This window comes from Pseudomonas sp. FR229a (genome assembly GCF_030209115.1).
Taxonomy (GTDB): Bacteria; Pseudomonadota; Gammaproteobacteria; order Pseudomonadales; family Pseudomonadaceae; genus Aquipseudomonas; species Aquipseudomonas moraviensis_A.
Genome location: NZ_JARVSP010000027.1, coordinates 72,805 through 99,016 on the forward strand (window position 1 = coordinate 72,805; position 26,212 = coordinate 99,016).

The 26,212-nt window shown below is 60.7% G+C and carries 22 protein-coding genes, 1 pseudogene and 1 riboswitch; of the genes and pseudogenes, 14 read left to right on the plus strand and 9 right to left on the minus strand.

What is annotated here, in order from left to right:
* Nucleotides 1–2: 2 nt before the first annotated feature.
* From QRN33_RS22245 to QRN33_RS22255, 3 genes are all read left to right on the plus strand, one after another.
* Entirely contained in the window at nt 3–560 is a 558-nt protein-coding gene (locus QRN33_RS22245) for a hypoxanthine-guanine phosphoribosyltransferase (RefSeq protein ID WP_016773231.1), read from the plus strand.
* Between the two features lie 161 nt (nt 561–721).
* Nucleotides 722–1,201 (plus strand): hypothetical protein, encoded by a 480-nt coding sequence (locus tag QRN33_RS22250; RefSeq protein WP_285410129.1) that lies wholly within the window; start codon nt 722–724, stop codon nt 1,199–1,201.
* A 63-nt stretch (nt 1,202–1,264) separates the two neighbouring features.
* On the plus strand, nt 1,265–1,552 hold the full coding sequence (locus QRN33_RS22255) for a PA4642 family protein (RefSeq protein WP_285410130.1): 288 nt from the start codon (nt 1,265–1,267) through the stop codon (nt 1,550–1,552).
* A gap of 150 nt (nt 1,553–1,702) precedes the next feature.
* Here the strand turns inward: QRN33_RS22255 and mqo are convergent, their stop codons facing one another.
* Both mqo and QRN33_RS22265 read right to left on the minus strand, forming a co-directional pair.
* Entirely contained in the window at nt 1,703–3,211 is a 1,509-nt protein-coding gene (gene mqo / locus QRN33_RS22260) for a malate dehydrogenase (quinone) (protein ID WP_064362137.1), read from the minus strand.
* Between the two features lie 703 nt (nt 3,212–3,914).
* Nucleotides 3,915–4,148, minus strand: coding sequence for a hypothetical protein (locus tag QRN33_RS22265; RefSeq protein WP_064362138.1), 234 nt, complete (start codon nt 4,146–4,148; stop codon nt 3,915–3,917).
* 205 nt (nt 4,149–4,353) lie between these two features.
* Between QRN33_RS22265 and QRN33_RS22270 the strand changes: the two genes are divergently transcribed.
* Entirely contained in the window at nt 4,354–4,938 is a 585-nt protein-coding gene (locus QRN33_RS22270; RefSeq protein WP_042609724.1) for a YajG family lipoprotein, read from the plus strand.
* Between the two features lie 254 nt (nt 4,939–5,192).
* Here QRN33_RS22270 and QRN33_RS22275 read toward each other — a convergent pair whose 3' ends face one another.
* A complete protein-coding gene (locus tag QRN33_RS22275; RefSeq protein ID WP_016770662.1) occupies nt 5,193–5,399 on the minus strand; it encodes a hypothetical protein in 207 nt (68 codons plus the stop codon).
* 193 nt (nt 5,400–5,592) lie between these two features.
* On the opposite strand from QRN33_RS22275, the gene QRN33_RS22280 reads away from it, so the two are divergent.
* Complete coding sequence (locus QRN33_RS22280) at nt 5,593–5,871, plus strand: hypothetical protein (protein WP_064362140.1); 279 nt, start codon at nt 5,593–5,595, stop codon at nt 5,869–5,871.
* Between the two features lie 98 nt (nt 5,872–5,969).
* On the opposite strand, the gene QRN33_RS22285 is transcribed toward QRN33_RS22280, so the two are convergent.
* On the minus strand, nt 5,970–7,133 hold the full coding sequence (locus QRN33_RS22285) for a 1-acyl-sn-glycerol-3-phosphate acyltransferase (RefSeq protein WP_174823868.1): 1,164 nt from the start codon (nt 7,131–7,133) through the stop codon (nt 5,970–5,972).
* 141 nt (nt 7,134–7,274) lie between these two features.
* Between QRN33_RS22285 and QRN33_RS22290 the strand changes: the two genes are divergently transcribed.
* From QRN33_RS22290 to QRN33_RS22300, 3 genes are read left to right on the plus strand one after another with little or no spacing between them, the layout of a single operon-like run.
* Entirely contained in the window at nt 7,275–7,457 is a 183-nt protein-coding gene (locus tag QRN33_RS22290) for a CPXCG motif-containing cysteine-rich protein (RefSeq protein WP_042609727.1), read from the plus strand.
* Nucleotides 7,458–7,466: 9 nt separating this feature from the next.
* Nucleotides 7,467–7,727: a putative signal transducing protein gene (locus QRN33_RS22295; RefSeq protein WP_285410135.1), complete on the plus strand. Its 261-nt coding sequence runs from the start codon at nt 7,467–7,469 to the stop codon at nt 7,725–7,727.
* A 35-nt stretch (nt 7,728–7,762) separates the two neighbouring features.
* Nucleotides 7,763–8,386, plus strand: coding sequence for an SOS response-associated peptidase (locus tag QRN33_RS22300; RefSeq protein WP_285410136.1), 624 nt, complete (start codon nt 7,763–7,765; stop codon nt 8,384–8,386).
* Nucleotides 8,387–8,591: 205 nt separating this feature from the next.
* Here QRN33_RS22300 and QRN33_RS22305 read toward each other — a convergent pair whose 3' ends face one another.
* Entirely contained in the window at nt 8,592–10,733 is a 2,142-nt protein-coding gene (locus tag QRN33_RS22305) for a methyl-accepting chemotaxis protein (RefSeq protein WP_285410138.1), read from the minus strand.
* A 251-nt stretch (nt 10,734–10,984) separates the two neighbouring features.
* On the opposite strand from QRN33_RS22305, the gene QRN33_RS22310 reads away from it, so the two are divergent.
* Complete coding sequence (locus QRN33_RS22310) at nt 10,985–11,803, plus strand: M48 family metallopeptidase (RefSeq protein ID WP_039761327.1); 819 nt, start codon at nt 10,985–10,987, stop codon at nt 11,801–11,803.
* Between the two features lie 172 nt (nt 11,804–11,975).
* On the opposite strand, the gene QRN33_RS22315 is transcribed toward QRN33_RS22310, so the two are convergent.
* From QRN33_RS22315 to QRN33_RS22325, 3 genes are all read right to left on the minus strand, one after another.
* The gene (locus tag QRN33_RS22315) at nt 11,976–12,560 is read right to left on the minus strand and encodes a TMEM165/GDT1 family protein (RefSeq protein WP_042609731.1); all 585 of its coding nucleotides are present in this window, start codon (nt 12,558–12,560) and stop codon (nt 11,976–11,978) included.
* A gap of 88 nt (nt 12,561–12,648) precedes the next feature.
* Nucleotides 12,649–12,773, minus strand: a riboswitch (yybP-ykoY riboswitch).
* 39 nt (nt 12,774–12,812) lie between these two features.
* Entirely contained in the window at nt 12,813–13,811 is a 999-nt protein-coding gene (locus tag QRN33_RS22320) for a methyltransferase (RefSeq protein ID WP_116657777.1), read from the minus strand.
* Between the two features lie 32 nt (nt 13,812–13,843).
* Nucleotides 13,844–14,809 (minus strand): 2-hydroxyacid dehydrogenase, encoded by a 966-nt coding sequence (locus tag QRN33_RS22325; RefSeq protein WP_285410141.1) that lies wholly within the window; start codon nt 14,807–14,809, stop codon nt 13,844–13,846.
* A 278-nt stretch (nt 14,810–15,087) separates the two neighbouring features.
* On the opposite strand from QRN33_RS22325, the gene QRN33_RS22330 reads away from it, so the two are divergent.
* The 5 genes from QRN33_RS22330 (at nt 15,088) to QRN33_RS22350 (ending at nt 24,330) form a co-directional block, all read left to right on the plus strand.
* On the plus strand, nt 15,088–15,717 hold the full coding sequence (locus QRN33_RS22330) for a LysE family translocator (protein WP_042609734.1): 630 nt from the start codon (nt 15,088–15,090) through the stop codon (nt 15,715–15,717).
* 266 nt (nt 15,718–15,983) lie between these two features.
* A complete protein-coding gene (locus tag QRN33_RS22335; RefSeq protein WP_064362151.1) occupies nt 15,984–17,666 on the plus strand; it encodes a fatty acid--CoA ligase in 1,683 nt (560 codons plus the stop codon).
* 337 nt (nt 17,667–18,003) lie between these two features.
* The gene (locus QRN33_RS22340; RefSeq protein ID WP_042609736.1) at nt 18,004–19,893 is read left to right on the plus strand and encodes a DUF1302 domain-containing protein; all 1,890 of its coding nucleotides are present in this window, start codon (nt 18,004–18,006) and stop codon (nt 19,891–19,893) included.
* A 27-nt stretch (nt 19,894–19,920) separates the two neighbouring features.
* Nucleotides 19,921–21,285 (plus strand): DUF1329 domain-containing protein, encoded by a 1,365-nt coding sequence (locus tag QRN33_RS22345; RefSeq protein WP_042609737.1) that lies wholly within the window; start codon nt 19,921–19,923, stop codon nt 21,283–21,285.
* Nucleotides 21,286–21,594: 309 nt separating this feature from the next.
* On the plus strand, nt 21,595–24,330 hold the full coding sequence (locus QRN33_RS22350; protein ID WP_285410145.1) for a winged helix-turn-helix domain-containing protein: 2,736 nt from the start codon (nt 21,595–21,597) through the stop codon (nt 24,328–24,330).
* Nucleotides 24,331–24,431: 101 nt separating this feature from the next.
* On the opposite strand, the pseudogene QRN33_RS22355 reads toward QRN33_RS22350, so the two are convergent.
* Nucleotides 24,432–26,212: pseudogene (locus QRN33_RS22355) on the minus strand (calcium-binding protein); the annotation flags it as partial.

Here is a 26,212-nt window from a genome sequence, read left to right on the forward strand (position 1 = left end):
CCATGTCCGCTGATCTCGAGCATATCCGTCAAATCATGCGAGAGGCTGACTGCCTGTACACCGAGTCTGAAGTCGAGGCGGCCATCGCTCGCGTCGGTGCACAAATCAACGAACAACTGGCTGACAGCAATCCGGTGGTGTTCTGCGTGATGAACGGCGGCCTGATCTTCTCCGGCAAACTGCTGACGCATCTGCAATTCCCGCTGGAAGCGTCCTACCTGCACGCGACCCGTTATCGCAACGAAACCAGCGGCGGCGACCTGTTCTGGAAAGCCAAGCCGGAAGTCTCGTTCATCGACCGTGACGTGCTGATCATCGACGACATCCTCGACGAAGGTCACACCCTCGGCGCGATCATCGACTTCTGCAAACACGCCGGCGCGCGCAAAGTGCACACCGCCGTGCTGATCGACAAGGATCACGACCGCAAGGCGCGCCCTGACCTGAAAGCCGATTTCGTCGGCCTGCCGTGCATCGACCGTTATATCTTCGGTTATGGCATGGACTACAAAGGCTACTGGCGCAATGCCAACGGGATTTACGCCGTTAAAGGCATGTAATCCAAAGCACCATCCCCTGTAGGAGTGAGCCTGCTCGCGATAGCGTCATACCAGCCAACAGTTACGTTGCTGACAGACCGCAATCGCGAGCAGGCTCACTCCTACATTTGTTTGTGTGATACCCATGCTAGAGTGCCCGGCCCCGCCCTCCGGAGTCCGTCATGCGCCTCTTGATTCGCAGTCTCGCCGCCTCGTTGCTGATTCTCAGCCTGCCACTGTCCGCCGCGCCGATGCACAGCCAGTTCCTGCCGCCGGACGATCTGACCCTGCGCGACGCCGAGCCTGAGCAGCAGCAACTGCTGCAGGTCAGCGAGTATTCAGTGGTGGTCGGTGCGCAGCGCCAGTCCAATCAGCAGCCGATTCCGGTCACCTCGTCCTTGTTGATCCGCCTCAAGGGCAAATCGCTGAACAAAGGCGCGAGCATTTCTCAGGTGCTGATGAGTTTCGACGGCGAAAGCAAGAGCCTGAAAAAACCGGCCTACGACGAAAAAAGCAAAACCCTGACGCTGTTCTATCCACTGGCGCAATACCGTGTGGTGATGGATCTGCTGCGCAACGACACGGTGTATGTGCAGTTCCTTAGTTATGCCAACGGCCATATCTGGGCGGATTTGCACACCGGTGCGATTCGTCCGCGTTGAGCCGGGCGGTCGGGCAGGGGTAAACTGCCCGCCCCGTGTCATGTCTGCGAGCTGGAGTCGGCAATGCGTAAAGATAAGAAACAAGTGATTGGTGACGAGATCGGCGATGAGCAGATCAAGCTGTTCCTCGATTTTGAACCGGTCGATGCCACTTCGCCGTCGCTGCACAAACTGATCAAGGCCTATCGTGGCCTGCGTATCGATGATTTCGAGCGTTTTCTGGGCTTCTTCGTCGTGGCCGGTTATGACGTCGATGGCAAGGACGAGCAGGGCCAGACTTTTGTTGATCACATCAAGGATCAGCGTAATGCCGCCGAGTACATCGAGTTGATCGAGAAGGCGCGCGGTTAAGGTCAAAAGACAAGATCAAAAGATCGCAGCCTTCGGCAGCTCCTACACGGGGTTGATGTATACCCTGTAGGAGCTGCCGAAGGCTGCGATCTTTTGATTCTGGCAGGCAAAAAAAACGCCCCGAATGGGGCGTTTTTTTATGCAAGGAGATCAAGCAAAGCTTGGCGTCTCGCTGCTTTCCTCAACCAGTTCCAGGGCGATGTTGTTCTGCGTGTTGATCTTGCGATACAGCGCAGCATCGGTTTCCAGCACCTTTTCACGGGCCGGGAAGATTTCTGCCAGTTTAGCGGCCCACTCGCCGGACGCCTTGCCCGGGAAGCATTTCTCGATCAGCTCGAGCATGATCGAAACGGTCACCGACGCGCCTGGCGATGCGCCAAGCAGGGCGGCGAGGGAGCCGTCTTTCGCCGCGACCAGTTCGGTACCGAACTGCAGAATGCCACCCTTTTTCGGGTCCTTCTTGATGATCTGCACCCGTTGACCGGCCACTTCCAGGCGCCAGTCTTCGGCTTTCGCCTGCGGGTAGAAGCGGCGCAGGGATTCCAGGCGCTGCTCCATCGACTGCATCACTTCGCTGACCAGGTACTTGGTCAGGTCCATGTTGTTTTTTGCCACCGCCAGCATCGGCCCGATGTTGCCGGCGCGCACCGACATCGGCAGGTCCATGAAGGAGCCGTGCTTGAGGAACTTGGTGGTGAAACCGGCGTATGGCCCGAACAGCAGGGATTTTTTGCCGTCGACGACGCGGGTGTCGAGGTGCGGCACCGACATCGGTGGCGAACCCACGGCCGCCTGGCTGTAGACCTTGGCCTGGTGGTGCTTGACCACTTCCGGGTTATCGCAACGCAGCCACTGGCCACTGATCGGGAAACCGCCGAAGCCTTTGCTTTCTTCGATGCCCGAAGCCTGCAGCAACGGCAGGGCCGCGCCACCGGCACCGAGGAAAACAAACTTCGCGTCGACTTCGCGGGTGTTGCCGTTGTTGACGTCCTTGATGCTGACGGTCCAGCCGGCGCCGTTACGCTTGAGGCCAGTTACGCGCTTGCAGTATTTGACTTGAGTGTCCGGGGCGCTGCTCAGGTGCTTGAGCAACTGATTGGTCAGGGCGCCGAAGTTGACGTCGGTGCCGTTCATCACGCGGGTCGCGGCGAGGACTTCGTCCGGCGAGCGGCCCGGCATCATCAGCGGCATCCACTCGGCCATCTTGCCTTTGTCTTCGGTGTACTCCATGTCGGCAAACGCGTGGTGCTTGCTCAGGACATTGAAGCGTTCCTTGAGGAACGACACACCGCTCTCGCCCTGAACGAAACTCAGGTGCGGCACCGGGCTGATGAAGGATTTGCACGAGCCGAACGTGCCTTTTTTGGTCAGGTACGACCAGAACTGCTTCGACACCTCGAACTGGGTGTTGATGTGCACGGCTTTCTTGATGTCGACGCTGCCGTCGGCGGCCTGCGGTGTGTAGTTCAGCTCGCACAGGCCGGCGTGGCCGGTACCGGCGTTGTTCCATGGATTGGAACTCTCGGCAGCACCGGAATCCATCAGCTCGACGACTTCCAGCTTGATCGCGGGGTCGAGCTCTTTGAGCAGTACGGCCAGGGTGGCACTCATGATGCCGGCCCCTACCAGAACTACGTCGACTGCTTCGTTATGCGCCATTTAACGCGTCTCCCAAATCTGCAGCACCAAATTGTCGGCATGGCTGCCAGGCGTTCCAGGGCAGGTCAGTGGGCCCGGGCTATCCGTGGTCAGGTTGGCCATGTCCGAATCTTCGCAATTTTTCGCAACTTCGACGGATGCATGCGGCCTGGTTTCAAGCGTTCCATGAACGCATTTTCGCCGAGGGCTGGCAATTCGACTTATGGTCGAGACATCCGTTTTCGTGCAACCAAATCCGTAGCGGACAGGCTTCAGGCTCCGGTATTCGAGGTATACCCGGTCCTGTGTCGTTGGGCTGTTTCAGACGCTAATGGTGCATGTTCAGACGCAAAACTATTCATTTGCTCGCCACACTCTTGTGAAGTTGTGAAAACCCGTTTTTTTCACGCTCTTTTGAAGACGTGAACCTCAAAAAGGGCTGCCTTGGCCTGGCACCTGCCCGCAAGGGCAAAACAACGCGGTGGCCGAGCGAATGACAGCTCTGCAGATTCGCGAAAAGCGGGGTTTTGCCGGAAGAACAGGCAAGCGCGCCAACTTCACTCGATCTGTGTGGGCGGCTCTCTGTGGGCGATTTTGATGTCGATGCATGCGCATTGACGCTGTTGCGGGGCCCGATCAGGAGACGTCCTTATAATCGGGGGGAGATTGTAGCGAAGAAATGCGCGCAGTTGCTCGTGTTTAATGACTTTTATTAGGCATCCGGTCAGATGCTCAACTGCACCTGACCCCGTGCGCGCATTTGTCGCGGTACGACCCGCGCGCTGGCGGGCAATGGCTGGTGCAGCCAGGTCAGGCGGATTTCTTCGATTTCCACCCAGCCGTCTCCCATCGGTTGCAGGCTGCACTGCTTGAAGGCCTGGCAGTGGCCGTTGCGGTCGAGCAGGGCAAAGCTGCGATGCAGCGGGCGCGGGGCGAACAGCGAGATCAGATATCGCATGGCAGAGTTCCTTGAAGGAGGACTGCTGTGAAGCTTGCCGGTGGGCCGTGACGTCGCGGTGTATGGACGGTGAAGAATGTGTGACAGGAACCGCTTTCGGCGGGGTTTGTCAGACATTTCAGTATTCACTGTGCGGCGCTGGTTACGCGCAGTGGCCCACCGCTATACTGCCGGCCTGTTTGTGCCTGATTCTGGAGAGAAGAGCATGTTGCAACGCCTGTTGTTCGGTTTGATCACTGTCGCCGGTTTGACCCTGGCCGGCTGCGCCCACAGCCCGCAACAACTGAATCCGGAGCCGAAGCTGACCACGCAACTGCCAGCGGTCGGTCGCGGTCAGCCGGTCGTGGTGCGTGTGGTCGACGGTCGTCCGTCGCCAACCCTCGGCACTCGTGGCGGTCTGTACCCGGAAACCAGCGCCATCACCGTGCAGCGCGAGCAGATCCTGCCCAAGTTGCAGGCCCAGGCCGAAGCCGCCGTACGCCTGCTCGGCTTCACCCCGACCACCAGCGCACCCAATGCGCCGCAGTTGACCGTGACCCTGGCCGAGCTGAAATACCAGTCGCCGAAAGAAGGCATGTACGTGACCGAAGCAACCATCGGCGCGACCTTCCGCTCCGACGTGCAGAACGCCAACCGCCGTTACAGCGGTCGCTACGGTGCGTCGCTGGACCAGCGCTTCGGCATGGCGCCGAATCAGGAAACCAATACCAAACTGGTCAGCGATGTATTGAGCGATGCGTTGACCCGTCTGTTCAAGGACCCGACGGTGGGTCAGGTGCTCGCTGAGTAATTTTCGGCGGATGTGAAAAAGCCCGGGATCATTGATGATTTCGGGCTTTTTTTTGGCTGTCAGGTCTGAGATTTGTGTCGTATGGGAAACCGATTCCCCTCACCCCAGCCCTCTCCCGAGGGAGAGGGAGCCGATCGCGTATGGTTCAAAACCTGAGTTCGGCTCGGTATCTCAAGTCGGCGTATCTACCGCAAACACCTCGGTCAGTCCCCTCTCCCTCTGGGAGAGGGCTAGGGTGAGGGTGCTTTTGACGTTCAGGCAGCCTGGGAATAGAAATCGAGCACGCTTACGCCCGTGAGCAAATCGGTCTCAGGCAAATCCGCATGCTGATGCCCGCCCAGCGCGCAATACACCAGCCAGTGCCGGTCCTGAACATTGAAGGCAAGGCTGCCGACCAGGCTTTGCTGGTCGTCGTATGGGGTGATGAGGTACAGGCGATCCTGGTTTTCCGCGTGCAGCATGTCGCATTCCATTCGGGTTTCGAGGCGCGCAGGGTGCAGCATCCACGTGACGGTGCCATGACACAGGACAGCCATCGGTCGATTGTCAGGTTATTTGTCGCAAAGGCTGGGGCAGGGTGGGCCGGTTTGGGTAGAATCCGCGCCGCGGTCGTCGGTCTGGCGTCTGCCACACCGGTTAAGTTCGAGGTCTGTGATGTCGCTGCACTTGATGACGCTGTTTACCGCCCATCCCGCCAAGTTGATCAATCTGCTGGCCTTGCTGCTGGCGTTTCCGGGCAGTTGGCTGCTGCACGCGACCCGCCGCCGTGAGCAACGTGCCCAGGCCAGTCTCGCCGCCCAGCGCCAGGCGCAGCCGAATGCCGAGCCGATGCTCGATTGGGCAACGTTGCGCATGAACCGGTTTTTCTATCGTTTTGGTTTTGCTTGCCTGGGGCTGGCGCTGCTGGTCTCGTGGATCAGCACCCGCTTCTGAAAGCAAAAGATCGCAGCCTTCGGCAGCTCCTACAGGATGTACATCATTCCCATGTAGGAGCACCGCAGGCTGCGATCTTTTGATCCTGCTGCAAATTATTAAAGCGGCAACCCAGCCTTGACCCGATACTGATTGCGCACCGGCGTCGCGTATTGCAGCACCAGATACGGGCGATGCTCAGCGGGGCAGGCGTCCAGTCGGCTCTGCCATTCATCCTGCGCCTTGGCCAGTTCGTCGGCCGGGAACACCTCTGCCGCCTTCGGCACGTTCAACTGCGGATCGGCATCCGCCCACTGCGCGTACGCCAGGTAATGCACCGGGAACAACCGGTAGCCGCCGAGAATCTGCTTGTCCATCTCGATCGCCAATTGCTTGGTGTCCTCGAACACCTCGGTGATCGGCGCGGCAAAGTTCACGTGCACCCGGCCCTTGTAGCCGGTGATGCCCTTGGCAATGCTCACGTCATCCTCGCCCGGCGCCTTGGCGTAGGTGCCGGTGGTGGCGCGGATGTACAGCTCGCGGGCCTTGGCCTGGTCGCACGGGTCGTATTCATAGCTGATCGACACCGGGGTCACGTTCAGCGATCGGATCACTTCGCCGAACGGCTCGTCCTTGCGGCTCATGTGGAACATCTTGAGGATCGCCGACTCGGTACGGTCGTCGCCATCCTTCGCCCGACCTTCAGCCTGCGCAATCCAGATCGACGCGCAGTCGTTGCGGATCGAGTGGTTGATGTAGGCCGACAGCAGTTGGTACGCCGCCATTTTCTCGCGACGGCCGGTGATCGAGCGGTGGACGATGAAGCTCTTGTTCAGGCGCATCAGGTCGCTGACAAACGGCTTCTGCAGCAGATTGTCGCCAATCGCGATTCGCGGTGTCGGCAGGCCGGCGTGATACACGGCGTAGTTGACGAAGGCCGGGTCCATGACGATGTCGCGGTGGTTGGCGATGAACAGGTAGGCGCTGCCGGACTTGAACTGCTCGACACCGGTGTAGGTCACGCCGTCGGTGGCGCGCTCGATGGTGTGGTCGACGTAGAACTCGACTTTGTCCTGTAAGGTAGCCACGGAATTCACGTCGGCAAACTCACGACGCAGCCGATGGGCTATAAGAGGTTTGAGCATCCAGCCGAAGGCACCGGCAAAACGCGGGAAGCGGAAGTGGGTGAGGATATCTAGAAACGCCTTGTCGCCGAGCAGCCTTGCCAGTACCGCAGGTACTTCGCTGTCGTCGTAAGGTCGGATGGCATCGAATTCGCCCATCATGCTCTCTTGTTGGAAACGGCTAGGGTAAGTAAAGGTTTTGATCGAAAACCCGCGGGGCACGGTCTGAAAAGTAGTCAGACAAAAATAGCCCTGCAAATAGACCGGCGATTATACGCACAAGTCACTTGGGAGACCGCGATGCTGGAAGCCGCTGAGTATGAATGTCCGTATTGTGGGGAAGTGGTTGAAACATCCGTGGACCTGTCCGGTGGCGATCAGACTTACATTGAGGACTGTCAGGTGTGCTGCCGGCCGATCACCTTTGTTCTGCAGGTGCACGGTGAAGACTGGTTTCTCGAAGTCTTCAGCGAAAACGAGTGAGGGCCGCGTATGCAGCGCATCTACGAACCGGCGAACCTGATGGAAGGCGAGATGCTCAAGGGCATGCTCGCCAATGAAGGAATCGAGGCGCACCTGATCGGCCGTGATCTGGTGGGCGGTACGGGGGAGCTGCCGATCTTCGGCCTGCTCGGGTTGTCGGTGGACAACGATCAGGCCGAATACGCCCGTGACCTGATCACCGCGTACAATGCCGCGCTGCCGCTGCCCGGCGACGAACCGGAGAGCTTCCCCGGGACGCTGGTCTGTTAGGCTGACGTTCGTTTGATCAAGAGTCGTGTTGCCCCATGTGTGGACGTTATGCCCTGTTTCGCTGGAACCGCGACTTCGCGGCCCTGCCAGGTTTTCCCGCCGATCAGCAGGCGCAGTGGAACATTTCCCCCAATGATTCGGTGTTGATGCTGCGTGCCGACGAAGACGGCCAGCGCACATTGGCCCGTGCGCGCTGGGGCCTGACGCCGCCGTGGCTGACCGATCTGTCGAAAACCCCGGCCCATGCCCGCGCTGAAACCGTCGCAGAACAGCCGATGTTTCGCGAGGCCTTGCGTCTGCGGCGCTGCCTGCTGCCGGCCAACGGCTTTTACGAATGGCGCGGCACCCAGCGCAAGCGCCCGTATTGGCTGACGCCGGGGGAGGGCTCGTCGCTGTATTTCGCGGCGATCTGGGAGGCGTATCCGGTGCAGGAGCAGGTCTGGCTGAGCACGGCGGTGATCACTCAGTCGGCGGCGAGCCAGCGGCGGCCGTTGATTCTTGATGAGGCCGGGCAGACTGCATGGCTGGATCCCGCAACGCCGCTGCATGTGTTGCAGGGGTTGCTCGCCAGCGAGCCGGCGGCGCTGCGCGAGCGGGTGCTGGCGAATCTGGTGAATGATCCGAAATTGAATGGGCCGGAGTGCCTGACCCCGGCTTGATTTGCGTGGATCAAAAGCCCCTCACCCCAGCCCTCTCCCGGAGGGAGAGGGGGCCGACCGAGGTGTCTCGCGTCAGACATCGACCTGAAAGAACCAGTCGATTATGGATTCAGCGAGGACCTGCGGGTCGACGGACTTTTGAAGCATCCCCCAATCGGTCCCCTCTCCCTCCAGGAGAGGGCTAGGGTGAGGGGCTCTTGATTTTTCAGACCTTGAACTGATTGATCAACCGCCGCTGCTGTTCCGCCAGTTTGGTCAACCCGGCGCTCGCCGAGCTCGACTCATCTGCACCGCCGGCCACTTCATTCGCCACCTGACCGATATTGATCACGTTGCGGTTAATGTCATCGGCCACTGCGCTTTGCTCTTCTGCCGCGCTGGCAATCTGCGTGTTCATGTCGTTGATCACCGACACCGCCTGGGTAATCGTCTCCAGCGCCTCGGCCGCTTTCGCCGCGTGCTGTACGCTCTCGTCGGTGCGGCTCTGGCTGTCTTCCATCACGCGCACCACATCGCGAGTGCCTTGCTGCAATTGCTGGATCATCGCCTGGATTTCTTCGGTGGCTTTCTGGGTTTTCTGCGCCAGATTGCGCACTTCGTCGGCGACCACGGCAAAACCGCGGCCCTGCTCGCCGGCCCGCGCGGCCTCGATCGCCGCGTTCAGAGCCAGCAGGTTGGTCTGTTCAGCGATCCCGCGAATGGCGGTGAGGATGGCGTTGATGTTTTCGCTGTCCTTGGCCAGCGTCTGCACCACGTCGACAGCCTTGCCGATTTCCACCGCCAGTACGCCGATCGAATTGGAGGTGTCGCGGACGATCTGCATGCCCTGGCTGGCGGCTTGATCGGCGTGGCTCGCTGCTTGTGCCGCCTGCGTGGCGTTGCGCGCGACGTCCTGGGCGGTGGCGGTCATTTCCTGCACGGCGGTCGCCACCTGATCGATCTCGGCCATTTGTTTCTGCACGCCGATGTTGGTGCGGATGGCGATGTCGGCGGTGTGTTCCGAGGAATCGCTGACGCTCTGCACCGAGGTCACCACTTGCGTAATCATCGCCTGCAACTTGGCGAGGAAGGTGTTGAAGCCTTTGGCAATCGAACCCAGTTCATCGCTGCGGTCACTGCTCAAACGCCGGGTCAGATCACCTTCGCCCTGAGCGATGTCATCGAGCATGGCGACCATTTGCTTGAGTGGCCGGGCAATGCCGTGACCCACCAGCCAGATCACCAGCAGACCGATGCCGGCGATGATCAGGCCGACCATGGCCATGCCGAAGGTGTCGGATTTGCGTTGAGCATCGAGGTCGGCCTGCAGGGTTTGCAGGTCGGCCATTACCGCGTTGAGCGGCAATTGCAGCATCAGCGTCCAGCGCGCGTCGGTCTGGCCGATGCCGAACGGCAGGTACAGTTCGATGCGGCCCTTGGTCTGATTGACCGAATAGGTCACCTCGTCGCGCTTCAGATTTGCGAGGTTGCTGGCCTGCTCGGCGTCGAGGATGTCGCTGACCTTTTCGCCGAATTTGCTCGAATCCTTGGTGTAGGCAACGATCCGACCATTGCCGCCGACCAGGGCCATTTCCCCGGCGCCGCTATAGAGTTTCTGGTTGGCGGCAAGGAGCATGTCCTGGATGAAGTTCACCGACAGGTCGGCGCCGACGATGCCCTGGAACGCGCCGTTGACCATGATCGGTTCAATGAACGAGGCGAGCATGACGATTTTGTCGCCGACCTTGTACGGTGCCGGGTCGATCACGCAGGGTTTTTTCGTCTCTTTTGAGCAGAGGTAATACTCGCTGGCGCGCACGCCCGTGGACAGGGTTTTCTGATCGTCGACATCGGCCAGTTTGTCCACGCCCAGGCTGCCGTCGGTATTGCGGAACCACCACGGCAGGAAGCGCCCGTTGGCCGGATCGATGCCGACCACGGCGCTGCCGACGTAGGCCGCGTCATTGTGGTCCAGTGCGTTTTTTTCCCAGCCGATGTAGGTGCCGAGAATCTTCGGATTCTTTTCGACGTTTTCCTTGATCAGGCTGATCAATTGTTCGCGGCTGAGGCTCAGGCGCGGCTGGCCATCGGTGCCGTTTGTGCCGAGCAGAGCGTTGACGCGAACCAGGCCGCCGGCGATCAGCAGCGGCGCTTCGAGTTCGCGCTGGATCTGGCTGACCTGAGTCTGGGCCAACGAGGTCAGGCGCTGCTCGATCACTTGCTCGAACTGCGCCTGGGTGCGCTGTTGCACCATTTCTTGAGTGCGAGCGCCGGAGAACAGTGCATACAGCACCAGCGCCGCGACCACGCTGAGAACGATGGCGCCGGCCAGGGCGGCGACGGAAAACTGGATCGACTTGAACTTCATGGGAGCTCCGCACGCAAGAGGACAATCTGCGAGGGATTTATCGGCGGCGCGTGCAGGGCCATGAGAGACGTTGGTCGGAATCGCCGCGCGATGTCGTGGATGGATCGGTGCGCGGCGGATTCAATGCGCGTTGAGGAATTTCCACCGCGTCTTGCGGCCATAGGTGAATGTACGCGCAATGCGTCCGGTGTATCTGGCGCCGATACCATTAGCCGCCTAGGATACGCCTCAGGTTTCCAGGGAGTTTTTGAATGAACAAGACATTGGTTACAAGTGCACTGAGCGCAGCGCTGTTGCTGGCCGGTTGTCAGTCGGTCAACACCACCAGCGGCGGTGCCGTGGGCGTGGAGCGCAAGCAGTACATGTTCAGCATGCTGTCCTCGCAAGAGGTCGACCAGATGTACGCGCAGTCGTATCAGAAGACCGTCGGCGAGGCGTCAAGCAAAGGTGTGCTGGACAAGACCAGCCCGGAAGCCAAGCGCGTGCAGACCATCGCCAACCGGCTGATCGCCCAGGCACCGACCTTCCGCCCGGACGCGGCGCAGTGGCAGTGGGAAGTCAATCTGATCAAGAGCGATGAGCTCAACGCCAACTGCGGTCCCGGCGGCAAGATCATTTTCTACACCGGGCTGATCGACAGCCTGAAACTCACCGACGACGAAATTGCCGCGGTCATGGGCCATGAGATCGCCCACGCCCTGCGCGAGCACGGTCGTGAGGCGATGTCGAAGGCCTATGGCATGGAAATGGCCAAGCAGGGCGCCGGTGCGTTGTTCGGTTTGGGCCAGGACAGCCTGGCGCTGGCCGACACCGTGGCCAACTACGGCATGACCTTGCCCAACAGCCGCGCCAACGAAAACGAAGCCGACCTGATTGGTCTGGAGCTGGCTGCCCGCGCCGGTTACAACCCGAACGCGGCGATCACCCTGTGGGACAAGATGAGCAAGGCTTCCGAGGGCGCGCCACCGGAATTCATGAGCACTCACCCGGCATCGAGCAGTCGCATTGCGGCGTTGCAGGCAGCCATTCCGAAAGTGATGCCGCTGTACGAAAAAGCCCCGAAATCCTGAGATTGACGGGGCCATTGTGGCGAGGGAGCTTGCTCCCGCTCGGCTGCGCAGGAGTCGTAAATGCAGGCAATGCGGTGACATTGTTACACCGCGATTGCAGCGTTTGGGGCCGCTTCGCAGCCCAGCGGGAGCAAGCTCCCTCGCCACAGTTCATTCCAGATCAGGAGTAGGGTTAAACCCAGCCACTACTCTGCATGGCCTTGTACACCGCAACAATCGCCAGAATCATGAACGCCGAAGCCGCGAGGCGGCGGATCAGGGTCAGTGGCAGTTTGTCCGCGGCGAAATTACCCGCCAGTACCACCGGCACGTTGGCAATCAACATGCCCACGGTAGTGCCGATGATCACCAGCCACAGTTCCGGGTATTGCGCGGCGAGCATCACGGTGGCGATCTGGGTCTTGTCGCCGATTTCGGCGAGGAAGAACGCGATCAGGGTCGTCAGGAACGGCCCGAACTTGCGCGCCGTGCTGGCTTCGTCGTCATCCATCTTGTCCGGGACCAGAGTCCACAGTGCTGTGGCCGCGAAGCTGGCGGCGAGGATCCAGTGCAGGACGGCGTCGGAGAAGAAACTGCCGAACCAGGCACCTACCGCACCGGCTGCTGCGTGGTTGGCCAGGGTCGCGGCGACAATCCCGGCAATGATCGGCCAGGGTTTGCGGAAGCGAGCGGCGAGAATCAGCGCGAGCAGTTGCGTCTTGTCGCCGATTTCGGCCAAGGCAACGATAGCGGTGGGAACGAGTAACGAGTCCAGCATCAGGAATTTCCTAAGGGGCGGGTCGACACGGCTATGACACGTACAGCCTTCCCGCCCCGGGTAAGGTGTGCGTGTCATAGGTCTTGTCAAACCCTGCGATCCGTCTGCTGCGGACGCTTGGGTCGCATACGCCATGATCTGAGGATCAAGTATGTTGACGTATGCCGGACGAGCTTGGCGCTCGTGGGAGACTACTCCCCTAGGACGGAGCGGATTCTGCCTAGGCAAATCCGATTGGGCAAGCACAAATTTTCAACCGCGCTTGGCCCGGTAAATCCGGAAACCATTGCCTTCAGCCTTGATCGCACACACGCCCAAGTGCTCCTCGATCAGCGGCTGATACTTGAGGAAACTGTTGGCCACGAGGCGCAGTTCGCCACCGTTTTTCAGATGTTTGGCCGCTTTTCGCAGCAGGTTCTCTGTGGCGAAATAATCGGTGTGCACGCCGACATGGAACGGCGGGTTGCTCAGAATTGCGCTCAAACCCATCGGTGCGGCGTCGATGCCATCACCGGTCAGGACGTCAGCCTCAAGGCCGTTGGCGGCCAGGGTCAGACGGCTGCTGGCGGCGGCGAACGCGTCGACATCGAGCAAGGTCACCTGATTGTGCGGATAGCGACGTTTCACCGCAGCCCCGAGCACGCCGGCGCCGCAACCGAAATCGAGCAGATGGCCGCTCGGCAGTTTGTCCAGATGTTCCAGCAGCAGTGCGCTGCCGCGATCCAGCCGACCGTGGCTGAACACGCCCGGCAAGCTGATGACCTTCAACGGCCCTTCGGCCAGCGGCAGTTCGTAAGTCTGCGCCAGGCTTTCCAGGGATTTCGCTTCCGGCGCATTGGCCACGGTGACTTGCCAGAGCTGGCAGTGGCGGGCGCTGTCGAGTTTGCGCGGCTTGCCGAACGGATTGAGCTGTTTGGAGGCGCCTTCGATGCCGCTGCGTTTTTCCCCGACCAGAAACACCTCGCGCCCGGCCAGACGCGATGCCACGGCGTTGAGGATGTAGTCGGTCAGGTCCTTGGACTTGGGCAGGAACACCACGGCGCTGTCGAATTCGCGCTCCGGGACATTCACGCCGAACTGGCTACGGCCTTCGAAACGTGCGTCCAGCGCGGCTTGATCGCCAGCGTGCCAGCACCAGCCGAACGCGTTGGGCAGACGCCCGAGCAAGTCGTCGGCAGGCAAGCCCGCCAACAACAGCGACCCCTGGAATAACTCGGCCTGACGAAGCAGTACTTCACTGCGCGGATCCATAACTGCTCCTTGAAAAAAAGTGCCGCAGTTTATCAACTGACGACCCGCAGCGCCTCACCGCTGAAAAACGCTTCGGCGTTTTCGCTCAGTTGGCTGACGATACGCTGGCGTGCCTCGCGACTGCCCCAGGCGTTGTGCGGGGTGACGATCAGGCGCGGAATATCGCTGGCGAGCAGCGGATTGCCCTGGGTCGGGGGCTCGACACTCAACACATCGGTTGCCGCACCGCCGAGGTGACCGCTGCGCAAAGCATCGGCCAGCGCCTGCTCATCGATGAGGCCACCACGAGCGGTATTGACCACAAACGCGCCGGGCTTCATCGAGGCCAGCTCGCGGGCGCCGATGAAATGCCGGGTGTGCTCGTTGAGCGGGCAGTGCAGGGTCAGGGCGTCGATCTGCGGCAGCAGTTGCTCCAGTGGCAAACGATCCGGCCGCGCCGGGCGCCCGGGAATCTGCCCGAGCAACACGCGCATGCCGAACGCTTCGGCCAACCGCGCCACGGCGCCACCGAGTTCGCCATGCCCAAGCAGGCCGAGGGTTTTGCCTTGCAGTTCGACGATCGGGTAGTCGAGCAGGCAGAACTGTTTCGCCTGTTGCCAGCGGCCTTCGCCCACAGCTTTCTGATAGTCGGCCAGGCGGGTGGCGAGGTTGAGCAACAGCATGATCGTGTGTTGCGCCACCGACGGGGTGCCGTATGCCTGGCAATTGCACACGGTGATGCCGTGAGCGCGAGCGGCGGTGAGGTCGACGTTGTTGGTGCCGGTGGCGCTGATCAGGATCAGTTTCAGTTGCGGATTGGCAGTCATCGCCGCCGCATCGATCACGACTTTGTTGGTGATCGCCACGCTGGCGCCTTGCAGGCGTTCGCTGACCTGTTCCGGCGAAGTCTGGGCGAACAGCTGCAGATCGCTGAAGCATTCACGCAACGGACCGAGGTCCAGATCGCCGAGGTCCAGCGAAGGGTGATCCAGGAATACCGCGCGGCGCGTGTTCGTCATCAACTGTACCTTTTGTGCTGTGAGCGGAGGGCGTACTCTGCCGAGCCTACCAGATGAAACAATTGGTTACTCGACAGCATGAGCCGCTGTAATACCTGTGGCGAGGGAGCTTGCTCCCCCTGGGCTGCGAAGCAGACCCAAGCCCAATGAGGTTGTCTTAGCACTATCCGGTGTACCGGTTTTACTACTGCTGCGCAGCCGAGCGGGAGCAAGCTCCCTCGCCACAAATGGGTGGTGACTGCCGATTGGATGTTTACCCCTGAAAAATAGGAGCCCCCATGTACTGGACCGAGTTCTTGACCGTTGCCCTGATCCATCTGCTCGCCGTGGCCAGCCCCGGACCGGACTTTGCCGTGGTGGTGCGCGAGAGCGTCACCCATGGGCGTCGCGCCGGCACCTGGACCGCGCTGGGCGTAGGCTCGGCGATTTTCCTGCATGTCGGCTATTCGTTGCTTGGCATCGGTCTGATCGTGTCGCAATCGATCGTGCTGTTCAACGCGCTGAAGTGGGCGGCAGCAGCTTACTTGCTGTACATCGGCTTCAAGGCCTTGCGCGCGCAACCGGCGAAAACCGTCACCGATGACTTGCACAAGGAAGCCGGCGTGCGTACCGCGCGGGGTGCGTTCACCTCGGGCTTCGTCACTAACGGCCTGAATCCGAAAGCCACGCTGTTTTTCCTCTCGCTGTTTACCGTGGTGATCAACCCGCACACGCCGCTGGCCGTGCAGGCCGGTTACGGCGTGTACCTGGCGGTGGCGACGGCGATCTGGTTCTGTCTGGTGGCGATGCTGTTCAGCCAACACCGCGTGCGCGCCGGCTTCGCCCGCATGGGCCACTGGTTCGACCGCACCATGGGCGCGGTGCTGATCGCGCTCGGCGTGAAAATCGCGTTTACCGAGATGCACTGAGAACTGGAACACATTAATCCCTGTGGGAGCGAGCCTGCTCGCGAAAGCGCTAGTCCAGCCACCAAAGATGTCGACTGACCCGACGCCTTCGCGAGCAGGCTCGCTCCCACAAGTAGTGTTTTCTTCCGGATCAGCCCGAAATGCTGGCGCAAAGCTAGCATTTGTGCGGTTCTGCAAATCATTCCTTTGGCTGATTTGACTGTCTTGCAGGCGCACTAGAGTACGAATCTCTCCGCCAACACCGTGCAGTCAGAAAAGGGATTCTTATGTTGCAGACTCGGGTCATTCCGCCGGCCGATGGGGCCTACCAGTATCCATTGCTGATCAAACGGCTGCTGATGTCCGGCGCCCGTTACGAGAAAACCCGCGAAATCATCTACCGTGACCAGTTGCGCTACAGCTATCCGACCCTGATCGAACGTGTTGCGCGGCTGGCCAATGTGCTCACCGCTGCTGGCGTGAAGGCCGGCGACACGGTGGCGGTGATGGACTGGGACAGCCATCGTTACCTGGAATGCATGTTCGCCATTCCGATGATCGGCGCGGTGATCCACACCATCAACGTGCGACTGTCACCGGAGCAGATCCTCTACACCATGAATCACGCCGAGGACCGCTTCGTGCTGGTCAACAGCGAGTTCGTCGGGCTCTACCAGGCCATCGCGCCGCAGCTGACCACCGTCGAGAAAACCCTGCTGCTGACCGATCTTCCGGAGAAAACCGCAGAGCTGCCCAACCTCGTCGGTGAATACGAGCAACTGCTGGCCGCTGCAAGTGCGCAATACGATTTCCAGGACTTCGACGAAAACTCGGTCGCCACCACGTTCTACACCACCGGCACCACGGGCAATCCGAAAGGCGTGTATTTCACCCACCGGCAACTGGTGCTGCACACCATCGGCGTGGCGACGATCATGGGGTCGATCGACAGCGTGCGCCTGCTCGGCACCAACGATGTGTACATGCCGATCACGCCAATGTTCCACGTCCACGCCTGGGGATTGCCCTACGTGGCGACCATGCTCGGGCTCAAGCAGGTCTATCCCGGGCGTTACGATCCGGAATATCTGGTGGAGTTGTGGCGCAAGGAGAAGGTGACTTTTTCCCACTGTGTGCCGACCATCCTGCAGATGCTGCTCAACGCCAAAGCCGCGCAGGATGCCGACTTCGGCGGCTGGAAGATCGTCATCGGCGGCAGCGCGCTCAATCGCAGCCTGTATGAAAACGCCAAGGCGCGCGGCATTCAGCTGACGGCCGCATACGGGATGTCGGAAACCGGGCCGCTGGTGTCCTGCGCGCACCTCAACGATGAATTGATGGCCGGGACTGAAGACGAGCGCACCACTTACCGGATCAAGGCCGGTGTGCCGGGGCCATTGGTCGAAGCGGCGATTGTCGACGGCGAGGGCAACTTCCTTCCGGCCGACGGCGAAACCCAGGGCGAACTGGTGCTGCGCGCGCCATGGCTGACCGAAGGCTACTTCAATGAACCGCAGAAGGGCGCTGAGCTCTGGGCCGGCGGCTGGCTGCACACCGGCGACGTCGCCACGCTCGACAGCATGGGCGTGATCGACATTCGTGACCGCATCAAGGACGTGATCAAGACCGGCGGCGAGTGGATCTCCTCCCTCGACCTCGAAGACCTGATCAGTCGGCATGCGGCGGTACGCGAAGTAGCAGTGGTGGGCATTGCCGACCCGCAGTGGGGCGAGCGTCCGTTTGCCTTGCTGGTAGTGCGCGAAGGGCAGGTGATCGGCGCGCGTGAGCTCAAGGAACACCTCAAGCCGTTCGTCGAGCTGGGGCACCTGAGCAAGTGGGCGATCCCCAGCCAGATCGCCCTTGTTACCGAAATTCCCAAGACCAGTGTCGGCAAACTCGACAAGAAGCGTATCCGCCTCGACATCACCGAGTGGCAGGCCAATAACAGCACCTTCCTTTCGACACTTTGAGTGCCTGCTGGCGCGCCGAAACCGGCGCGCCAGACCCACCAAGCAAGCGCTTGGCTTGTGAAATCGAAAAAATCAGCCATCCTTGCCGTGCCGACTTGTGTCGGACTGGCGAAAGGACTGTTCCAGAGTGGTTGGCGGCTGCAAATCACACTTTAGAGGGATCAAGCACTACCACCCGCTGGCTATAGTCCGCTCAAGGACTTTTTGAAAACGGAGCACACGCACTGATCGGGGCGAGCAACTCTGGAACGATTTCGGGCAGCCCTGGCGCCCGGTCCTCCACAGCGTTTTTAAAAGTACTCACTGCCATAACAATAATGCACATGGAGTAGCGTCGATGACCTCAGCAAACCAGTTCTGGCGCCGGGCGAAACTGCCTCTGGCGGTCAGTCTTGCCTCCTCGCTCGCCGGGCCTGCATTCGGCGTCAGTTTCAACGTCGGTGAAATCGAAGGGCAGTTCGACTCGTCCCTGTCGATCGGTGCCAGTTGGTCCACGCAGAGCCCGAACAAGAACCTCATCGGCGTCAACAATGGCGGCCATGGCCTGTCGCAGACTTCCGATGACGGTCACGCCAACTTCAAGAGCGGCGAAACCTTCTCGAAGATCTTCAAGGGCATCCATGACCTTGAACTGAAATACGGCGACACCGGCGTGTTCGTCCGTGGCAAATACTGGTACGACTTTGAACTCAAAGACGAAAGCCGCCAGTTCAAGGACATCAGCGACAGCAACCGCAAAGAGGGCGCCAAGTCCTCGGGCGGGCAGATCCTCGACGCCTTCGTCTACCACAACTACGCGATTGCCGATCAGCCGGGTTCCGTGCGTCTGGGCAAGCAAGTGGTGAGCTGGGGTGAAAGTACCTTCATCGGCGGCGGCATCAACTCGATCAACCCGATCGACGTCTCCGCGTTCCGTCGTCCGGGCGCCGAGATCAAGGAAGGCCTGATTCCGGTCAACATGTTCTACGTGTCCCAGAGCCTCACCGATAACCTCTCGGCCGAAGCGTTCTATCAACTGGAATGGGACCAGACCGTCGTCGACAACTGCGGCACCTTCTTCTCCCAGCCGGACATCGTTGCCGACGGTTGCGACAGCAATCTGCGCGTGCTGAACAAGCGTTCGCAGATTCCGGCCATCGCCCTCGGGCCGTTGGCGGGCGCAGGCGTGGATGTCAACGAAGAAGGCGTACTGGTGCGCCGTGGGCCGGACCGTGATGCCCGCGACAGCGGCCAGTGGGGCGCGTCCCTCAAATACATGTTCGAGCCACTCGACACCGAGTTCGGCGCCTACTTCATGAACTACCACAGCCGTGCGCCGATCTTCAGCGCCACCGGTGCGCCGCAGTCGGTGTACAACACCGCCGCCGCGCTGCCGGGGCCGTTCGCCGCGCTCGCACCGCTGCTGGTTGCGGGCAACTCCAATTACTTCATCGAATACCCGGAAGACATTCGTCTCTACGGCCTGAGCTTCTCCACCACCCTGCCTACCGGTACGGCGTGGAGCGGTGAGATCAGCTATCGTCCGAACGCGCCGGTGCAACTGAACTCCACCGACATCCTGTTTGCCGGCGTGCGTCCACTGGGCGGCGCGCTGACCAACGCTTCGCTGCTCACTGGCGTACCGGGTCAGGACCTGCACGGCTATGAGCGCAAGGAAATCACTCAGATCCAGACGACCTTCACGCACTTCTTCGATCAGGTCATGGGCGCCAGCCGTCTGACCCTCGTCGGTGAAGTCGGCGCGACCTACGTCGGCGGGCTGGAAAGCCGTTCCGACATGCGTTATGGCCGCGATCCGGTCTACGGCCCGGGCGAATTGCCGGCCACTGGCACCACCAATACCTGCGCCAACATCCTCAACGCCAGCACCATCAACGGCGCCGGCCCGGGTTCGCCGCAGAACAACCGCAGCCGCAATTGCGACAACGACGGTTTCACCACCTCGATGTCCTGGGGCTACCGTGGTCGTGCCATCTGGGAATACAACGACGTGTTCGCCGGGGTAAACCTCAAGCCGAACGTGGCCTGGTCCCACGACGTCAGCGGTTACTCGCCAGGCCCTGGCGGCAACTTCGAAGAAGGTCGCAAAGCGGTCAGCCTGGGCGTCGATGCCGAATACCAGAACACCTACACCGCGAGCCTGGCCTACACCAATTTCTTCGACGGCAAGTACACCACCGTGGATGACCGCGACTTCGTGGCGCTCAGCTTCGGCGTGAACTTCTAAGCACTGCATTTCAGGACGAACGAATTTATGAAAATAACAAAGAGTCTGTTCCACGCCGGTGTTCTGGGCCTGTCGCTGCTGGCGACCGGCGTCATGGCGGCGGTGCCTGCTGCCGAAGCGGATAAACTGGGCAAGAGCCTGACGCCGATGGGCGCGGAGATGGCCGGTAACGCCGACGGTTCGATCCCGGCCTGGAAACCGCTGCCGAAAAATGCCGGCAGCGTCGACAGCAAAGGCTTCCTGTCCAACCCTTACGCCAGTGAGCAGCCGCTGTTCACCATCACTGCCAAGGATGTCGACAAGTACAAGGACAAGCTTGCCCCGGGCCAGTACGCGATGTTCAAGCGCTACCCGGAAACCTTCAAGATGCCGGTCTATCCGTCCCATCGCGGCGCCACCGTGCCCGATGACGTATTCGCTGCCATCAAGAAGAACGCGACCAGCACTAATCTGGTGTCCGGCGGCAACGGCCTGGAAAACTTCGATACCGCCGTGCCGTTCCCGATCCCGAAAACCGGTGTGGAAGTGATCTGGAACCACATCACCCGCTATCGCGGCGGCAGCGTGACCCGTCTGGTGACCCAGGCCACGCCGCAACCGAACGGCTCGTACAGCCTGGTGTACTTCCAGGATCAGTTCGTGTTCCGCGACAAGATGAAGGACTACGATCCGGCGAACCCGGGCAACATCCTGTTCTACTTCAAGCAGAAAGTGACCGCGCCGGCGCGTCTGGCCGGTGGCGTACTGCTGGTGCACGAGACTCTCGATCAGGTCAAGGAGCCGCGTTCAGCGTGGGTCTACAACGCCGGTCAGCGTCGGGTGCGTCGTGCACCGCAAGTGTCGTATGACGGCCCGGGTACCGCCGCCGACGGCCTGCGTACTTCCGACAACCTCGATATGTACAACGGCGCGCCGGATCGCTACGACTGGAAGCTCGAAGGCAAGAAGGAGATGTACATCGCCTCCGACAGCTACAAGCTCGACGATCCGAAACTGAAGTACTCGGACATCATCAAGGCCGGTCACATCAACCAGGACCTGGCACGTTACGAGCTGCGCCGCGTCTGGCATGTCACAGCGACCCTGAAGGAAGGTCAGCGCCACATCTACGCCAAACGTGACTTCTACATCGACGAGGACACCTGGCAAGCCGCGGTGATCGACCATTACGACGGTCGTGGTCAACTGTGGCGTGTGGCCGAGGCGCATGCCGAAAACTACTACGACAAGCAAGTGCCGTGGTACGCCCTCGAAACCCTCTACGACCTGCAGTCCGGCCGTTATCTGGCGCTGGGCATGAAGAACGAAGAGAAGCAGGCGTATGACTTCGGTTTCACCGCCACCACCAGCGACTTCACCCCGGCCGCTCTGCGTCAGGACGGTGTGCGCTAAAGCTGTTTGAACCCGAGGCCGCATCCTCATGAAAACGCCCCGACTGGTTCGGGGCGTTTTTTTGCGTGCGGGTTTACGCCGCACCACTCATGTAGGAGCTGCCGAAGGCTGCGATCTTTTGACTTTGCCTTTGTAACAGCAAAAGCGAGATCAAAAGATCGCAGCCTTCGGCAGCTCCTGCAGGGGAGGGTCGCAGTGGATGTAGGCTTTTTGTAGCCATTTGTAGCAGCAACCTTCATAACCGGTTCGATTAAGGCTAGGCTGCGGACATCTGCAACGCCGCCAATCGCCTTCGAACAAGAGCCGGCCATGACTGATCTGTCCCCACTTCCGGGTCCCGCAAGCATCACCGTCGCAGCACTGGACGGGCGTTTTTTCCGCCCGCCGCTGCCTGACGGCTATGTCCTGCGACCGCGCCTCTGCCAGCGTCTGCAGGCCGGGCTGGGTGGCCGGTTGCTGTTGGTCAGCGCCCCGGCAGGGTTCGGCAAGAGCTCGCTGGCGGTGGAGTTCTGTCAGAGTCTGCCCGCGCACTGGCAAAGTCTGTGGTTGGGCTTGAGTCCGCGTGACAGTGATCCCGGGCGTTTTCTCGAGCGCCTGCTCGAAGGTCTGCAGGACTATTTTCCGGCCTTGGGCGCCGGTGCTCTTGGCCTGCTGAAAATGCGTCAGCGTCATCAGCCGTTCGCCTTCGAAGAATGGCTCGACGGACTGCTCGACGAGCTCGCGCTGCATCTCGATCCCGCTGCACCGCTGCTGCTGGTGCTCGACGATTACCACCTCGCCCAAGGGCCGGTGCTGGATCGTTGCCTGCAATTTTTCCTCAATCATCTGCCCGATGGATTGCTGGTGATGGTTACCAGTCGGCAGCGCCCGGACTGGCATCTGGCGCGTCTGCGCCTGTCGCGGCAGTTGCTCGAGCTGCACGAACAGGATTTGCGCCTGACCCACGATGAAGCGCTGACTCTGCTCGATCGGCACAGCAGCTCACTGCGCGGCGAGGCACTGGAAAGCCTGATCCAGCGCAGCGAAGGCTGGGTCGCCGGCCTGCGCTTCTGGTTGCTGGCGGTGGCCGAGGCGGGCAGCGATGCCGCGCTGCCGCAAGCGCTGAACGGCGGGGAAGGGCTCATTCGCGACTATCTGCTCGAAGAAGTCATCGATTGCCTGCCCGCCGACGTGCAATCCTTTCTCTACGAAACCGCACCGCAGGAACGCTTTTGCAGCGAGCTGTGCGACGCCGTCCGCGAAGCCCATGACAGCGCCGAGATCCTGCGCTTTCTGCTCGCTCACCAGGTATTTCTGGTACCGCTGGACGAGCACGGTCACTGGTATCGCTATCACCATTTGTTCTCCGACTTGTTGCGCAGCCGGCCGATCGCCCAGGCGATGGTGCCGACTGCCACCCTGCATTTGCGCGCCTGTCGCTGGTTCAATGCGCAGGGCTTGCTCGATGAAGCGGTGGAGCAGGCGTTGCGTGCCGGGCATCTCGATGTCGCGGCGAACCTGGTACAGAACCTGTCCGAAGAACAACTGCTCGCCGAGCAGAACGTCGGCATGCTGCTGCGCTGGAAGATGGACTTGCCCGACAGCCTGCTGATCAGCACGCCACGGCTGATCGTGCTCTACAGCTGGGCACTGGGGCTGGCCTGCCAACTCGATGCCGCCGAAGAGCTGGCCAGCCATTTGAGCCGCTTTCTGCCAGCGCCCTCGGCCACCGCGCAGAAATCGATGCTGGCGCAGTGGCTGGCGTTGAGCGGGATCATCGCTCGCGGACGCGGCCATCGCGAGCTGACCCTGCGCTATTGCGGCGAGGCGCTGGAGAGCCTGCCGGCCAAGCGTTACGGCCAGCGGCTGATGTGCCTCTCGACCCTGTCCAATCTGGCGATCGCCGACGGCGATCTGTGGCGCGCACGCGGGCTGAACCGTGAATCCCTCGAACTGGCGCAACGGGTCGGCAATCCATTATTCGAAGCCCTGGCGCATTACGATCGGGCCCGGGTTCTGCAATCGCGGGGCGAGATCCTGCGCGCGCTGGATGAAGTGCATCAGGGGCTGGAGCGCTTGCGTGGTCTGTCGCCGCAACGACTGTACGCCGTACGCGCGCGGCTCACGTTGTACGAAGGTTTTCTGCTGGCGATGCGTTTGCAATCTCAGGCCGCGCGCGTACGCCTGCTCGCCGGGATTGGCGAAGCGCGGGCCTGTCGCGACATCAGCGTGCTGATCGGCCACTGCGTGATCGCCCGCCTGGACGGGGCCAGCGGCGAGTTCGCCAAGGCCTTTGCCGAACTCGCCGAAGCCGAACGCCTGATGCACATCTGGGACGTGCCGCCGATCTACTATCTGGCGATGATCACGCTGGTCAAATGCGAACTGTGGCTGGCGCAGGGGCGTATCGATCTCGCCGAGGCGTGGCTCGCGCGCCTGGGCCAGACGTACACCGGCGAGCATGCTGCCGCACCGCCGGAGTTTCATCCACAGCTACCACTGCATGTGGAGCTGCAACAGGCACTGCTCGATTTAATCCAAGGGCAACCGATGCTCGCCGAAGGGCGCTTGAATGTGTTGCATGAAAACGGTCAGCGAACCGGGCGGCAGTTGCTCAGCGTGATGGCACTGACGCAGAAGGTGGCGTTATTGCTGGCGAGTGGACGAGAGCCTGAAGCGCGCAAAGCGCTGGCTCTGGCGCTGGAGGCTGCCAATGGCGGCGTGCTGCAACCTTTTGAGGGTTTGTTCAAAGATCATCCGCATTGGGTGCGCGGACAACTGATGCAGGTCTCGCAACATCCGGTCGGGCAACAAATGCTGGAGCGCTTTCCGGTGACCGAGGTACGCCCCACCGTCGAGTGTTCAGCCACAGAGCAGTTGAGCAGTCGAGAGCTGGCAGTCCTGCGGTTGATTGCTCAGGGGTGTTCGAATCAGGAAATCAGCGAGCAATTGTTCATTTCGCTGCACACGGTGAAAACCCACGCCAGCCATATCAACAGCAAACTGGGAGTCGAGCGGCGCACGCAGGCCGTGGCGCGCGCCAAGGAGTTGGGCGTACTGAGTTGAACAAAAGCGCAGCATGCTGAAAAACAAACGCCCCGAACCAGTCGGGGCGTTTGTCTTCAGTTCACCGGCCGGGGTTGCTGGCCTGGCAAGTGAACAGAGCGTCAGGCCACCAGATCGTTGGCGCTGAAGCTATTCACACCGACCAGCTGGATTTCGAAGTCCGCGCCGGCATTGCCGCTGACATTGCCCGACAGTACGTGGTCGACGAAGCGCAGTTGCCCGGCACCGGTGAAGTCATTGGCGCCGATGAAGGTGAAACCGTCCATGCCACCTTGCAGCAGGTTCGCATCGAATTTCGTCAGGTCGATTTTGTCGCCCTGCAGGCTGCTGAAATCGGTGATCACGTCACGGCTGGCGCCCAGGCCCATGTCGGTACGCGAGCTGAACACGAAGGTGTCGGCGCCAGCACCGCCTGTGAGCGAGTCCGTCCCCGCGCCGCCATCCAGGATATTGTCTGCGTCGTTGCCGTAAATGGAGTTGTTCAACCCGTTGCCGGTACCTTTGCTGGCAGACCCGACAAGATTCAGAATCTCCAGGTTGGCCCCCAAGGTGTAATCGACGTACGAATAGACGCTGTCGATTTCCGAGAGCGACGTGCCGGTTTCGCTGACCACATCGCCGATGTTGTCGACGATATACGTGTCGTTGCCACCGCCGCCGGTCATGGTGTCAGCGCCTTTGCCACCGTTGATGAAATCATTTCCGCTGCTGCCGGTCAGGCTGTTGCCGAGATCGTTGCCAGCCAGCGTGAAGTCGCCCGCGCCCGTCACTACCACGTTCTCGACATTCTTCAGATTGTTGAGGTTGAGGTCGACGGTCCCGGTCTGTGCAGTCGCTGTGTATTCAATGAAAAGAGAGTCAGTGCCTTCGCTGGCGAGCTCCTGAACCAATGCGAGCTCACCCGCCTGATCGATGCTGTAGATATCGTTGCCCTTGCCACCAATCATGGTGTCGAGCCCAGCACCACCAATCAGTTGGTTGTTCCCCTCGTTGCCGGTAATGACGTTGTTCTGGCTGTTACCGACGCCATAGATATTGCCGCTGCCAGTAAGAATCAGGTTCTCCAGGTTGGCCCCTAGGGTGTAGTTGACGGATGCGCGAACAGTATCGATTTCGCTCGCGAGGGTGCTGGTTTCGCTAACGACATCGCCAATATTATCGACAATGTAGGTGTCGTTACCGGTGCCGCCAGCCATGAAGTCGGCGCCGGTGCCCCCGTCGAGGATGTTGTTGCCTGCGGTACCGTACAGTGAGTTGTTCAGCGCGTTACCGGTCGCACTCAAAGCGCTTCCGACCAGATTCAATACTTCTAGATTCGCTCCCAGCGTGTAGTCGATGTAGGAATACACCGTATCGATTTCAGAGAGCGAGATGCTGCTTTCAATCACCACGTCGCCGACGTTGTCGACAATATACGTGTCGTTACCGGCGGCACCGCTCATGGTGTCGGCACCTTTGCCGCCGTTGATGAAGTCATTACCGCTGCCACCGGCGAGATTGTTGTTCAGGTCGTTGCCGGCGAAAGTGAAATCGCCGCCGGCCAGTACGGTGACGTTCTCGATCTGTTGCAGGTTGCTTAGATTGAGATCAATCAGGCTGCCCGTTGCCGCAGCCGCATAACTGATGAGAAGTCTGTCCGTACCCTGATTTGCACTTTCGCTGACGAGCGCCAATTCTCCAGCCTGGTCCAGGACATACTCATCATCGCCCTTGCCGCCGACCATGGTGTCGAGCCCAGCGCCGCCATCGAGCCGGTTGTTGCCGTCATTGCCGTACAGCGAGTTGTTCAAGGCGTTGCCGGTGCCGTTTACGGCGTTGCCGACCAGATTGAGCACCTCGACGTTAGCCCCCAGGGTGTAGTCGACATAGGAGTAGACCGTGT